The 13,414-nt window shown below is 64.0% G+C and carries 15 protein-coding genes; all 15 read left to right on the top strand.

Features of this window, described 5'->3' with window-relative positions; translation table 11 throughout:
* The first annotated feature begins 75 nt into the window (after positions 1 to 75).
* The 15 genes from MTX21_RS12625 to MTX21_RS12555 all read left to right on the top strand — a co-directional run bounded on the left by MTX21_RS12625 (position 76) and on the right by MTX21_RS12555 (position 13,413).
* Positions 76 to 456 (top strand): hypothetical protein, encoded by a 381-nt coding sequence (locus tag MTX21_RS12625; RefSeq protein WP_280965133.1) that lies wholly within the window; start codon positions 76 to 78, stop codon positions 454 to 456.
* The gene (locus tag MTX21_RS12620) at positions 453 to 1,535 is read left to right on the top strand and encodes an alpha/beta fold hydrolase (RefSeq protein WP_280965132.1); all 1,083 of its coding nucleotides are present in this window, start codon (positions 453 to 455) and stop codon (positions 1,533 to 1,535) included. Before MTX21_RS12625 ends, MTX21_RS12620 begins: the two co-directional genes overlap by 4 nt.
* Positions 1,532 to 2,125, top strand: coding sequence for a GNAT family N-acetyltransferase (locus MTX21_RS12615; protein ID WP_280965131.1), 594 nt, complete (start codon positions 1,532 to 1,534; stop codon positions 2,123 to 2,125). Before MTX21_RS12620 ends, MTX21_RS12615 begins: the two co-directional genes overlap by 4 nt.
* A 215-nt stretch (positions 2,126 to 2,340) precedes the next feature.
* Entirely contained in the window at positions 2,341 to 2,796 is a 456-nt protein-coding gene (locus MTX21_RS12610) for a phasin (RefSeq protein ID WP_279371151.1), read from the top strand.
* Positions 2,797 to 2,989: 193 nt separating this feature from the next.
* Positions 2,990 to 4,276: a DUF445 domain-containing protein gene (locus MTX21_RS12605; protein ID WP_280965130.1), complete on the top strand. Its 1,287-nt coding sequence runs from the start codon at positions 2,990 to 2,992 to the stop codon at positions 4,274 to 4,276.
* Positions 4,277 to 4,478: 202 nt separating this feature from the next.
* Positions 4,479 to 5,249, top strand: coding sequence for an alpha/beta hydrolase (locus MTX21_RS12600; protein WP_280965129.1), 771 nt, complete (start codon positions 4,479 to 4,481; stop codon positions 5,247 to 5,249).
* 211 nt (positions 5,250 to 5,460) lie between these two features.
* Positions 5,461 to 6,327: a phenylacetic acid degradation operon negative regulatory protein PaaX gene (gene paaX / locus MTX21_RS12595; protein WP_280965128.1), complete on the top strand. Its 867-nt coding sequence runs from the start codon at positions 5,461 to 5,463 to the stop codon at positions 6,325 to 6,327.
* A gap of 75 nt (positions 6,328 to 6,402) precedes the next feature.
* A complete protein-coding gene (gene paaA, locus MTX21_RS12590; RefSeq protein ID WP_280965127.1) occupies positions 6,403 to 7,395 on the top strand; it encodes a 1,2-phenylacetyl-CoA epoxidase subunit PaaA in 993 nt (330 codons plus the stop codon).
* Positions 7,396 to 7,404: 9 nt separating this feature from the next.
* Positions 7,405 to 7,692, top strand: a complete 288-nt coding sequence (paaB, locus tag MTX21_RS12585; protein ID WP_008136594.1) for a 1,2-phenylacetyl-CoA epoxidase subunit PaaB — start codon at positions 7,405 to 7,407, stop codon at positions 7,690 to 7,692.
* Positions 7,693 to 7,841: 149 nt separating this feature from the next.
* Positions 7,842 to 8,618: a 1,2-phenylacetyl-CoA epoxidase subunit PaaC gene (paaC, locus tag MTX21_RS12580; protein ID WP_280965125.1), complete on the top strand. Its 777-nt coding sequence runs from the start codon at positions 7,842 to 7,844 to the stop codon at positions 8,616 to 8,618.
* Positions 8,612 to 9,115, top strand: coding sequence for a 1,2-phenylacetyl-CoA epoxidase subunit PaaD (gene paaD, locus MTX21_RS12575; RefSeq protein ID WP_280965124.1), 504 nt, complete (start codon positions 8,612 to 8,614; stop codon positions 9,113 to 9,115). The genes paaC and paaD overlap by 7 nt, the downstream gene beginning before the upstream one ends.
* A 130-nt stretch (positions 9,116 to 9,245) precedes the next feature.
* On the top strand, positions 9,246 to 10,328 hold the full coding sequence (gene paaE / locus MTX21_RS12570) for a 1,2-phenylacetyl-CoA epoxidase subunit PaaE (RefSeq protein WP_280965123.1): 1,083 nt from the start codon (positions 9,246 to 9,248) through the stop codon (positions 10,326 to 10,328).
* 56 nt (positions 10,329 to 10,384) lie between these two features.
* Positions 10,385 to 10,840 carry a hydroxyphenylacetyl-CoA thioesterase PaaI gene (gene paaI / locus MTX21_RS12565; protein ID WP_280971036.1) on the top strand — a complete coding sequence of 152 codons (456 nt, stop codon included), beginning with the start codon at positions 10,385 to 10,387 and terminating at the stop codon, positions 10,838 to 10,840.
* 34 nt (positions 10,841 to 10,874) lie between these two features.
* Positions 10,875 to 12,206 carry a phenylacetate--CoA ligase PaaK gene (paaK, locus tag MTX21_RS12560; protein WP_280965122.1) on the top strand — a complete coding sequence of 444 codons (1,332 nt, stop codon included), beginning with the start codon at positions 10,875 to 10,877 and terminating at the stop codon, positions 12,204 to 12,206.
* 202 nt (positions 12,207 to 12,408) lie between these two features.
* Entirely contained in the window at positions 12,409 to 13,413 is a 1,005-nt protein-coding gene (locus tag MTX21_RS12555; RefSeq protein ID WP_280965121.1) for a zinc-binding alcohol dehydrogenase family protein, read from the top strand.
* Position 13,414: the final 1 nt, after the last annotated feature.

Raw genomic sequence — 13,414 nt, 5'->3', positions numbered from 1 at the left:
TGACCGGCCCGTCGCAACGGTGTGGTATGGCGGAAAAAGAGGAGCGCAAAAGCTCTCGTGACCTGGAGGACGCCGATGACCGACAAGATCAACGATCCGGTCGCCTTGTGGCAGAAGATGATTGGCGAGATGGAGAAAGGCTTCAACTCGTTTGCCACCAAGGCGATGGAAACGCCCGAATTCTCGCAAGCCATGAACCGGGCCGGCGGTGTTGCTGCGGGTGCTCAGAAGCAGTTCGGCGATGTCATGGAGAAATATCTTCTCTCGATGAATCTGCCGAGCCGTGAGCAGATGACCGGCATCGCGGAGCGGCTGCAATCCATCGAAGGGCAACTCGGCGAGATCAAGTCCATGCTGAGCCAGATGTCGGCGACCTCGGGCCGATCGCAGATCGGTGCGGCACCGCGGCCGCCGCGGACGAAGCGCCCACCCCCCGAAGGCGGAGAGCAGAAATGAACGCGCCGACGGGACTTGATTTCGCATCGATCCCGGAGCGCATTCAATCCGAGGTGCAGCGCGCCATCATGCGCAGCATCAAGGGCGTCGAATATTTCTCGACCTCCGGTCCAACAATCGGGTCGACGCCGAAGGACGTGCTGCATTCGCGCGGCACGATGAGCCTCTATCACTATCGTTCGATGTCGGACGAGATCTACCGCGTGCCGGTGCTGATCGTGATGGCGACCACCAATCGCGGTTACATCCTCGACCTCGTGCCGGGCCAGAGCTTCATCGAGTTCCTGCTCAAGCGCGGCTACGACGTCTATATGCTGGACTGGAGCGCGCCGCGGCCGGAGGAAAGGAACCTTCGGATGGAGGACTATGTCCTCGATTTCATCCCCGATTGCGTCCGCCGCGTGCAGCAGGATTCCGGCGAGCAGGACGTCTCCGTCATCGGCTACTGCTTCGGCGGGGTGCTGTCGCTGCTCTACGGCTCGATCGTCAATGACGGGCCGATGAAGAACCTGATCTGCTTCACGACGCCGATCGATTTCCGCGAGATGAAGCTGTTCTCCAACTTTTCCGATCGCCGCTATTTCGACGTCGACCGCCTCGTCGACAGCATCGGCAACATGCCGCCGGAGATGATCCTGTCGTCGTTCGAGATGCTGCGCCCCGCCTCGCGCACGGTGAGCCAGATCCAGCTCTGGGAGAACATCTGGAACGACGAGTTCGTGAAGTCCTACCGGATGTTCGATCGCTGGGCGACCGACACGCTGCCGCTCGCCGGCGAGTATTTCCGCGCCATCACCAAGGACCTGATGTGGGACAACAAGCTCTTCAACGACACCATGTCGGTCGGCGGCCGCGCGGCGAAGCTCGAAAACATCAAGGTGCCGATCCTGCATGCGGTCGCCGAGCACGATCACATCGTGCCCTATGAGGCGGCAAAGCACCTCATCGCGAAGATCGGATCCGAGGACAAGGAAGAGGTGATCCTAAAGGGCGGTCACGTCTCCCTCGTCGCCGGCGCCAATGCGGTCAAGCGGCTGTGGCCGAAACTGGACTCCTGGTTGGGGAAGAGATCGACATGAGCGAGCAGCGTTCCTATCCGCGTCACGTCAAGACGGATGCCGGTGATATCGAGATCCGCCTGATGTCGCCGGCGGACGAAGCCGCCGTACTCGGCTTCGGAAAGGCGTTGCCGACGCACGATTTGTTGTTCCTGCCGCGCAACATCAGCGAGCCGAAGGTGCTCTCCGCCTGGGTCAAGGAGATCGAGCGCGGGGCGATCACGAGTCTGCTCGCGGTGAAGGAGGGCAAGGTCGTCGGCTGCGGCACCTTGGTGCGCGATCCGCATTCCTGGTCGCCCCATGTCGGGGAGATCCGCATGGTGGTCTCGCTCGACGTGCGCGGAAACGGGGTGGGGCGGGCGCTGTCGCAGGAGACCTTTGCGCTCGCACTCGGCGCCGGCCTGGAAAAGCTCTCGGTCCAGATGACTGTCGACCAGCAGGCCGCGATCACCCTGTTCGAAAGCCTCGGCTTCAAGGCGGAGGCCTTGCTCCGGGACCATGTCCGGGATGTCGACGGCAAGACGCACGATATTGTCGTGCTTGGGCACAACATCGCGCAGGTCCAGGCCCAGATGGAGGCCTACGGGCTACCGGGAGCGGTCCAGCACTAGGTCCCATCCAGCATCAGGTCGCCGTCCGGGCATCAGTTCCGGACGTGGCAGAGGCATCAGGATGCCTCCCATTTAGGATGTTCACGATTTCGTGATGTCGCACCGCAGCACGGATATTGCATCGCACAATTAGTCGTGTCATATAAGCAGTGCCCCGGGCCAAAACCGGACGGGGTGAGCCCATAGCTCAGACCAATGAGGATGGAGAGACCCCAATGACCACTGAAACGAACGGCGCTTTCGAGGGCTTCAAGGACGCATTCAAGAACATCCAGAACCTGGAAGTTCCCGAGGCCGCCCGCGAGTTCGTCAAGAAGACTGCCAACACTGCCAAGGACCGTGCTGCCGAGGTTTTCGCTGGCTCCGAGCGGGTGACCGCCGCCATCGAGAACGCGGTGACCGAATCCGTCACCGAGGCCGGCAAGATCAGCCGCAACATCCAGCAGGCGATCTATGAGGATGCCGAGGCGTTCTTCTCCGGTATCGACAAGCTCGCGTCGGCCAAGTCGATCAGCGAAGCCGTCGAGATCCAGTCCGGCCTGCTCCGCGCCCGCGGCGAAGTACTCGTCTCGCGCGCCAAGGCGACCTCGGACTATTTCGGTAAGCTCGCCGCCAACGGCGCGAAGGCCGCTCAGGACAATTTCGCCAAGGTCTACAACAAGACCGCGTAATTTGTGCGTTGAGTTGAGAAACTGAATTTTAAGGCCCGCTTCGGCGGGCCTTGTTTTTATCTGAAGCCCGTATACCGCTGACCCGCATGGTGAGGAGGCGCGAAGCGCCGTCTCGAACCATGAGGTCCGCGCGCGGCCTCATCCTTCGAGACGCCGCTGACGCGGCTCCTCGGGATGAGGAACGAATACCGCCATGACCGCGCAGGCAACCTTCTCCTTCGATGCCCCCGGCGACACCAAACGCGCGGCGGAGCTGCGCCGCGTCAAGGCGCTGGCGACGCTGGTGCTGGCCTCGACGCTTCTCTTGTTCGTGGTCGCGAAGTGGCTGTTAAACGTGCATCCGGTGTTCGGCTTCATCGCCGCCTTCGCGGAGGCCGCGACCATCGGCGGGCTCGCCGACTGGTACGCTGTCGTGGCGTTGTTCAAGCGGCCGCTCGGCCTGCCAATCCCGCACACCGCAATCATCCAGAGCAACCAGGCCCGCATCGCCGACAAGCTCGGCGAGTTCATCCAGGTGCATTTCCTCGAGGCAGGTCCCGTCGAGGCCAAGTTGAAAGAGATCGATTTCGGCTCCTTCGTCGCGGACTGGCTGCGCGACCGCAAGCGCAGCGACGATCTCGCGCGCTTCGCGCTGCGCCTCTTGCCGGAAGCCTTTTACGCGACGGAAAACTCGGGCCTGATGACCTTCATCATCCGCCGCATGTCCTCGCAGCTTCAGGCCATCGATCTCGCGCCGCTTGCCGCCGGCACGCTGCGCGGTTTCGTTTCGGAGGGGCGGCATCAGGTTCTGTTCGACGATCTCCTGCGCGTGATGCACGACACGCTGACTGGAAAGCAGTCCATGGCGATGATCCGCGAAAAGGTGCGCGCGGAGCTGCCGACCCTGCTCAGGCTCTATCGCGCCGACAAGTTTCTGGTGAACAAGATCGTGGCTTCGGCAACCGCCTTCTTCAATGAAGTGCGCAGCGATCCCAAGCATCCGTTCCGCGGCGAGTTCGACCGCATGGTGCTGACCTTCGTCGATCGGCTCGGTACCGACCAAATCTATATCGACCGCATCGACGGGCTGAAGCGCGATCTGCTCGCGCGCCCCGAACTCGCCGATCTCGCGCACACGGTGTGGGCGAACACGCGCTCATTCATCGAGCGCAGCGCGAGCGGCGAGACGCAGGTGCTGCAGCATCATCTCGCCGGCATGTTCGTCGCCGCCGGCGAAGCGCTTGCGGGGGACGCCGAGCTGCGCGCCGAGATCAACAAGGGTCTGGTCACCGTGCTGCGCAGCTTCGTCGCCGACCAGAAGAGCGGCGTCTCGACCTTCATCTCCGATCAGGTCAAGTCGTGGAATATGACGCAGTTGATTTCGCTGATCGAAATCAACATCGGCCGCGACCTGCAATACATCCGCTTCAACGGTTCGCTGATCGGTGGGATCGCCGGACTTACGCTCTACACCGTCGAATTCCTGCTGCGATTGTTGTGACTTTTGCGTCACGGCCGTTCGGATTGACGCGCGGCCCTATTGTCGTCCTCGGTTCCAGCCGCTTGAATGTCGGGAACCGGCCGCCTAGCTGATTCATGTTGCGCTGCAGAACGTTCAAGATGCCGGCGTATATTGGAATTCATGTCCATTGCCGGCATCGCGGCCGGCGTCCTTTCCAAGGATTCTTGCAGGGGAAGCATTGATGACCGCTACTGCCCAGACGCTGCGACCGCCGTCCCGCATCCTGATGTTTCTGGAGGGACGGGCGATCCACGAACTCGGCGCATTCCTCGGCGCGCTGCCGCTGCTCAGTCTTGCGCCGCGCGGTGACGGCCATCCGGTGCTGGTGCCGCCGGGCCTGGTTGCGTCCGATGTCTCGACACGCCCGCTGCGCACCTTCCTGAAGAGCAAGGGCTATGCGGTGAGCGGCTGGCGTCAGGGTCGCAACTACGGCCTGCGCTCGGGCGTGCAGCATGCCATGGTCGATCTGGTCCAAGAGCTCAACGATAGCCATGGCCGCAAGATCAGCCTGGTCGGCTGGAGCCTCGGCGGCCTCTATGCGCGGCAGCTCGCCAAGATGATGCCGGAGCGCGTGCGCCAGGTGATCACGCTGGGCAGCCCGTTTGCAGGCGATCCGCGCTCCACGAATGCCTGGCGCGTCTATGAGTGGGTGAGCGGGCGCAAGGCCGACGAGGTCGACCCCCGCTTCGGCGGCGAACTCGCCGTTCCGCCGCCGGTGCCGACCACCGCCATCTTCAGCCGCACCGACGGCGTCTGCGCCTGGCAGGGCTGCATGGAGAAGGAGGGCGCGCAGAGCGAGAGCATTGAGGTCGAGAGCAGCCATTGCGGCATGGGCCACCATCCCGCCGTGATCTATGCGGTGGCCGATCGCCTCGCTCAGAAGGAAGGCCAGTGGCGGCCCTTCGACCGCAGCGGCTGGCGCAGCCTAGCGTATCCCGACCCGCATCGGTAGTGCTCTCCTTCACCTCGCCCCGCTTGCGGGAAGAGGTCGGATCGCATCGGAGATGCGATCCGGGTGAGGGGGACTCTCCGCGAGTCCCACCGTCACCGTTTGGGCGGATGCAGCCCTCTCCCGGTAAGAACGGGGAGAAGGAGAAGAAGCTGCGGAGCCAGCGTCACGCCCTCCATTGTCCCGCCCGCACCAAACGCGCTATGGCTCGTGCATGGCGCATCCGCTCTCCCGCATCATCGACCAGCTCAAGCGCGAGCCGTCGCGCACCGGCTCCATCGTCATCACCGTGTTTGGCGATGCCATCGTGCCGCGCGGCGGCTCGGTGTGGCTTGGTACGCTGCTGGAATTCTTCGAAGGCCTCGACATCGACAGCGGTGTGGTTCGCACCGCGATGTCACGCCTTGCGGCCGATGGCTGGCTGACCCGCGAAAAGGTCGGCCGCAACAGCTTTTATCGGCTCGCCGAAAAAGGCCGGCAGACCTTCGAGGCGGCCACGCGCCACATCTATGATCCACCGCCGTCGGACTGGACCGGACGCTTCGAGCTCCTGCTGATCGGCAATGGCGAAGACCGCGACGCCTCGCGCGAGGCGCTGCGCAATGCCGGCTTCGGCAGTCCGCTGCCGGGAGTCTGGGTCGCACCGTCCGGCGTCCCCGTGCCGGAGGAAGCTGCCGGCGCCATTCGCCTCGAGGTCTCCGCCGAGGATGACAGCGGACGCCGCTTGCTCAGCGCGAGCTGGCCGCTCGATCGCACCGCCGATGCCTATCTCAAATTTATGAAGATGTTCGAGCCGCTGCACGCTGCGCTTCACCGCGGTACGGATCTCTCCGATGCCGATGCTTTCACCGCGCGCATCCTGCTGATCCACTATTACCGCCGTGTGGTGCTGCGCGATCCGCTGCTGCCTGACGGCCTGCTGCCGGCGGATTGGCCGGGCAGGGCTGCGCGCGAGCTCTGCGGCGGGATCTATCGCGCCCTGCTTGCCCCGTCGGAACAATGGCTTGATGGCCATGGAACCAATGAAAAGGGAGCATTGCCGCCCGCACGGAAGCTTCTCGCGCTGCGGTTCGGGGTCTGAATTTATGTTACAGAAATATCTTGCATGATCTAATTTTTGTTATATATTGCCTCCCAATCATACGGGAGGATGCGCATGTATACGCAGGCGCTGAACACGGCCGAGGCCGAGGATCGCGGCCTTGAGGACGCGGCCAAGGCTGCGCAATTCCAGGCGCGCATCGATGCCGAGGAGCGTATCGAGCCGAACGACTGGATGCCGGCGGCCTATCGCAAAACGCTCACCCGCCAGATCTCCCAGCACGCCCACTCCGAAATCGTCGGCATGCTGCCCGAGGGCAATTGGATCACGCGCGCACCAACGCTGCGCCGCAAGGCCGCGCTGCTCGCCAAGGTGCAGGACGAGTGCGGCCACGGGCTTTATCTCTATGCCGCGGCCGAGACGCTCGGCTCCTCGCGCGAGGAACTGGTCGACGCCATGCTTGCGGGCAAAGCCAAGTACTCCTCGATCTTCAACTATCCGACGCTGACTTGGGCCGACATCGGCACCATCGGCTGGCTGGTCGATGGCGCCGCAATCATGAACCAGATCCCGCTGTGCCGCTGCTCCTACGGCCCCTATGCGCGTGCGATGATCCGGGTCTGCAAGGAGGAGTCGTTCCACCAGCGCCAGGGCTACGAGATCATGCTGACGCTGTGCCGCGGCTCCGACGAGCAGAAGGCGATGGCGCAGGATGCGTTGAACCGCTGGTGGTGGCCGGTGCTGATGATGTTCGGCCCGCCCGATGCCGCGAGCCAGCACAGCGACACTTCGACCAGGTGGAAGATCAAGCGCTTCTCCAACGACGAGCTGCGCCAGAAGTTCGTCGATGCCACCGTGCCGCAGGCGCAATATCTCGGCCTCACCGTTCCCGATCCCGGCATGACGCAGGATGCCGGGGGACACTGGCGCTACAGCGAGATCGACTGGACCGAGTTCAAGCAGGTGCTCGCCGGTAACGGCCCCTGCAACCGCGATCGCATCTCCGCGCGCCGCAAGGCGCACGATGAGGGCGCTTGGGTGCGCGCGGCCGCCGCGGCTTATGCCGCGAAGCGCGCAAACCGTCAGACCGCGCAAGCTGCGGAGTAGGAGATCACGATGGCCACGCCGAACACACCGTTATGGGAAGTCTTCATTCGCAGCCGCAACGGGCTCGCGCACAAGCATGTCGGCTCGCTGCATGCGAGCGATGCCACCATGGCGTTGCAGGCCGCGCGTGACATCTACACCCGCCGCGGCGAGGGGCTCTCGATCTGGGTCGTGCCGTCGACCGCGATCACCGCGAGCGATCCCGCCGAGAAGGGCATGATGTTCGAGCCGGCGGAATCGAAGATCTACCGGCACCCAACGTTTTATGAGGTGCCTGAAGAAGTCGGACACATGTGACCCTTTCGCCCCTCATGGTGAGGAGGCGCATAGCGCCGTATCGAATCATGAGGGCCCCAGGCCTCGCGGCCCATCCTTCGAAACGTCCGCTACGCGGGTTCCTCGGGATGAGGTCGGAACAAGTGGCAAGTGAACAGCGGATCGAAGCAATGCCCCTCGCCAACATCCAGGTCTCCGAAACGCCGCTGGTGCTCTACACACTGCGCCGCGCCGACGACGCGTTGATCCTCGGCCATCGGTTGTCGGAATGGTGCGGGCATGCGCCGATGCTGGAAGAGGACATGGCGCTCTCCAATATCGCGCTCGACCTGCTCGGCCAGGCCCGCGAGCTCTACACCTACGCGGCCAGGGTCGAAGGCAAGGACAACGACGAGGACAAGTTCGCCTATCTTCGCGACGTCAGGCAATACCGCAATTTGTTGCTGGTCGAGCAGCCGAACGGCGATTTCGCCCAGACCCTGGTGCGGCAGTTCTTCTATTCCGCCTTCGCCGATCTCTACTGGCGCGCGATGATGACATCGCGCGATGCGACGCTGGCTGCGGTTGCGGCCAAATCGGAGAAGGAGAGCGCCTACCATCTGCGCCACGCCTCGGAATGGATCATCCGGCTCGGCGACGGCACGGAAGAGAGCCACGTCCGCGCGCAGGCGGCGATCGATCACCTCTGGGCCTTCTCCGGCGAGATGTTCGTCGTCGACGACAGCGAGCGCGGTCTGATCGACGCCGGCGTCGCCATCGATCCGGCGGGTTTGCGCGATCGCTGGCTTAAGACGGTGACCGGCATCATCGGCGAGACGACACTCACATTGCCGCAAAACGACTGGATGCAGGAGGGCGGTCGTTCGGGCCGGCACAGCGAGCATCTCGGCCATCTGCTCAGCGAGCTGCAATCGATGCAGCGCACCTTCCCGGGGCTGACATGGTGACCGCGCTCGACAGCGACACCGAGCTGCGGCAGCGTGCCTGGGACGCTGCAGCGAGCGTCGTCGATCCGGAGATCCCGGTGCTGACCATCGCCGATCTCGGCGTCCTGCGCGACGTCGCGCTCCAAGGCGATCAGATCGAGGTCTCGATCACTCCGACGTATTCGGGCTGCCCCGCCATGAACATGATCGCGCTGGAAATCGAACTCGCGCTGGAGCGCGCCGGCTTCCGGCGTCCGAAGGTGCACACCGTGCTTTCGCCGGCCTGGACCACCGACTGGATGAGCGAGGAGGGGCGCCGGAAGTTGCGCGCCTATGGCATTGCACCGCCGCAAGCTTCGAGCTCTCGTCGCGCGCTGTTCGGCGAGCAGGCGGTCGCATGCCCGCAGTGCGGGTCTGGCAACACCGAGCTGCTGTCCGAATTCGGCTCGACCTCCTGCAAGGCGCTGTGGCGCTGCAAGGCCTGCCGCGAACCCTTCGACTACTTCAAGTGTCATTGAGAAGGCACGATGTCAGCCCAACCGTCATTGCGAGCGCAGCGAAGCAATCCAGAGTGTTCCCGCGGAAGGATTCTGGATTGCTTCGCTGCGCTCGCAATGACGCCGGTGAGCCAAACTTAGAGTGTTCATCATGTCCGCAGCCGCACCACGCTTCCATCGCCTCGCCGTCAACGACCTTCGCCGCGAGGCGTCGGACGCCGTGTCGATGACCTTCACCATCCCGAGCGAACTTGCGAGCGATTACGCCTTCTCGCCCGGCCAGTACCTCACGCTCCGCACCACGCTCGATGGCGAGGAGGTGCGCCGCTCCTACTCGATCTGCTCCGGTCCGGATGACGGCGAGATCCGCATCGCCGTGAAGAGGGTCGACGGCGGCGCGTTCTCGAGCTGGGCTGCGGACGAGTTGAAATGCGGCGATGAGCTCGACGTGATGACGCCGACCGGCCGCTTCGGTGCGATCCCATCGGCAGATAGCGGACGCATCCATGTCGGCTTTGCCGCCGGCTCCGGCATCACGCCGATCCTGTCGATCGTCAAGGGCGTGCTGACGGGTGAGCCGAGCAGCCGCTTCTTCCTGTTCTATGGCAATCGCGCGAGCGCCAACATCATGTTCCTGGAGGACCTCGAGGAACTCAAGGACCGCTTCATCGATCGTCTCTCGATCTTCCACGTCATTTCCGGCGAGGAGCAGGACATTCCCATCCTGCATGGCCGGCTCGACGGTGAGAAGGTGAGAGTGCTGTTGCGCGCACTGGTGCCGGCGGAAAGCATCGATCACGTCTTCGTCTGCGGTCCTCTCGGCATGAGCGAGGAGATCGAGGCGACCTGCCGCGACATCGGCATCGCCGAGGACCGCATCCATGTCGAACGTTTCGTCTCGGAATTCGGCGGAAAGCCTCGGACAAAGAAGGTTGTCGCAGTGGACGCGCCGCCGAAGGCGATCGCCTCGCTGATTATCGATGGCAAGCGCCGCGATGTTCCAGTCGCCGAAGACGAAGCGATCCTCGATGCCGCGCTGCGTGCCGGCGTCGATCTGCCCTTCGCCTGCAAGGGGGGTATGTGCTCGACCTGCCGCGCCAAGCTGGTCGAGGGCGAGGCGCCGATGGACATCAATTATTCGCTGGAGCCCTGGGAGCTGAAGGCGGGTTTCGTGCTGACCTGCCAGGCGAAGCCGTCGTCGGAGCGGGTCGTGGTTGACTACGACCACGTTTGACAGGCTTCGCCAAGCAGCAGAACATCATGGGAAAAACATTTGGCCGGGAGAAGCGCGTGAACGTCAAAGCAGCCCTGTCGCCCGAAGATGTGGCCCGCGCCTGCGCCGACGCGATGTGGGCGGAGGACGATGCCTCGAAAGGTCTCGGTATGGAGATCGTCGAGATCGGCCCCGGCTTTGCGACGCTGGCAATGACGGTCCGGCCTGACATGGTCAACGGCCAGCGCATTGCCCATGGCGGCTTCATCTTCACACTGGCCGACTCGGCTTTCGCGTTTGCCTGCAACTCGCACAATGAGCGCGTGGTCGCCGCGCAAGGGCAGATCACCTTCATCAAGCCGGGCAGGCTCGGCGATCGGCTCATTGCGAAGGCCCGAGAGATCAGCCGCGGCGGACGCTCGGGCATCTATGACGTGCGCGTCACTGTCGGCGACACCGTCATCGCTGAGTTTCGCGGGCACTCGCGTGTCATTCCCGGCACGTGGCTGCCGACGCAAGGTCATCAAGACTAAAGAAAAAACAAACCAATGATGTGGGGAAACGAGGATGGCTCTGACCAGGCTCAAGGAAGGTGGCAGCACCTATAGTCCGGAGATGGACGCGCATGAGCGCGCGTCGCGCGACGAGATCATGGCGTTGCAGACGCAGCGCCTGGCCTGGTCGCTGAAGCACGCCTACGACAATGTTGCGCATTTTCGCAAAGCCTTCGACAAGGCCGGCGTGCATCCCTCTGACTTTCGCGAATTGTCCGACCTCGCAAAGTTTCCGTTCACGGTGAAGACGGACCTGCGCGACAACTATCCATTCAACATGTTCGCCGTTCCCCGCGAAAAGCTGGTGCGCGTGCATGCCTCCTCGGGCACGACGGGCAAGCCGATCGTGGTCGGCTACACCCAACGCGATATCGATACGTGGTCGGAAGTGATGGCGCGCTCGATCCGCGCCGCCGGCGGCCGCACCGGCATGATCATCCATAACGCCTATGGCTATGGCCTCTTCACCGGCGGGTTAGGAGTGCACTACGGCGCGGAAAAGCTCGGCTGTACCGTGGTGCCGATCTCGGGCGGCATGACCGAGCGGCAGGTGCAGCTCATCAACGATTTCCGTCCTGATATCATCACGGTGACGCCGAGCTACATGCTGGCGATCCTCGATGAGTTCAAGCGCCAGGGGCTCGATCCGCGCCGGTGCTCGCTCAAGGTCGGCATCTTCGGCGCCGAACCCTGGACCAATGCGATGCGCGGCGAGATCGAAGAGGCCTTCGACATGGACGCGACCGACATCTATGGCCTCTCGGAGGTGATCGGTCCCGGCGTCGCGCAGGAATGCATCGAGACCAAAGACGGCCTGCACATCTGGGAGGATCACTTCTATCCCGAGGTGATCGATCCCGAGACCGGCGCGGTGCTGCCGGATGGCGCGAAGGGCGAACTGGTGTTCACGTCGCTGACCAAGGAAGCCTTCCCGGTGATCCGCTACCGCACCCGCGACCTGACGCGGCTGTTGCCGGGCACCGCGCGCCCCGGCATGCGGCGCATGGAGAAGGTGACGGGGCGCTCGGATGACATGATCATCCTGCGCGGCGTCAACCTGTTCCCGACCCAGATCGAGGAGGTGCTGCTCGCGACCGATTGGTGCGGCGGCCACTTCATCCTCGAACTGACGCGCGAAGGCCGTATGGACGAGCTGACCATCATCGCCGAGGCGCGGCCCGAAAGCTGGGACGGCCGCGGGCTCGTCGAGCACGCCGAGCGGATCTCGACCCACATCAAGAACACCATTGGCGTCACGGCGAAGGTGCAGGCGGTCGCGCCGGCCACGCTGGAGCGGTCGCTCGGAAAGGCCAAGCGGGTCTACGACAAGCGGCCGAAGGACTAGCCTCGACCCTCATGGTGAGGAGCGCGTCAGCGCCGTGTAGCGGACGATGCCTCGTATCGCCGCGAGAACCACGAGACCGGCTGCTGCGAGGCGGCCTTCATCCTTCGAGACACCTGCTTCGCAGGCTCCTCAGGATGAGGGGGCAGGTTGACTTGAGTCTCCGCAAGGGCGACAAGGCCCGCGAGAAATCGTGGGTCTTTTGATGTCACCAGCCGATACCAACGCCGTCGAAGCGCGCTGCGTGCGCCTCAATGCCAAGGCTGAGACCGCCGCCGCGCTGGCGCCGGTCGTCGAACGGCACATGCTCACGCGCGGTCCAAACGATCTCCTGATCGAGGTCAAGGCCGCCGCCGTCAATCCGTCCGACGTGAAGGCCGCGACCGGGCTGATGCCCTATGCCGTGTTCCCGCGTACGCCCGGCCGCGACTATGCCGGCGTGGTCATCGATGGCCCGGCCGGCACGGTCGGCCGCGAGGTGTTCGGTTCCTCCGGCGATCTCGGCATCCGCCGCGACGGCACCCATGCCACCCATCTCGTCGTCGAGACGGATGCAGTGGTGGAGAGGCCGAAGACCGTCTCCTGGGAGGAGGCGGCCGGCATCGGTGTGCCCTTCGTCACCGCCATGGAGGGCTTTCGTCGCGCCGGTGTGCCGAGGACCGGCGAGACCGTGCTGGTGTTTGGCGTCAACGGCAAGGTCGGCCAGGCCGCGGTGCAGATCGCGACTTGGCAGGGCGCGCGCGTCATCGGCGTGGTGCGCAAGGCCGAAGCCTATGAAGGCCATACCAACGCAGCCATCGAGGTGATCGATGCCTCCGCAACCGATGTCGCGGCGCGCGTGCGCGATGTGACCGGCGGCAAGGGCGTCGACCTCGTCTTCAACACCGTCGGCGATCCCTATTTTCAGGCCGCGCACAAGTCGCTCGCACTTCGTGGCCGCCAGATCCTGATTGCCGCGATCGACCGCATCGTGCAGTTCAACATCCTCGAATTCTACCGGGGACAGCACACTTATGTGGGCATCGATACGCTCGGCCTCTCGTCGGCGGCAACCGGCGCGGTGCTGCGCGACCTGGGCCCCGGCTTTGCGAGCGGCCACTTGAAGCCGTTCCCGATCAGGGCGAGTGCGATCTATCCGCTGGAGCGCGCCAAGGAGGCGTATGTCGCCGTCGCCGGCTCCTCGCGCGATCGCGTGATCCTGAAGCCGTAGT

The sequence above is a fragment of the Bradyrhizobium sp. ISRA430 genome, from assembly GCF_029909975.1.
Classification (GTDB): domain Bacteria; phylum Pseudomonadota; class Alphaproteobacteria; order Rhizobiales; family Xanthobacteraceae; genus Bradyrhizobium.
This window is presented reverse-complemented; position numbering and strand designations above follow the sequence as displayed.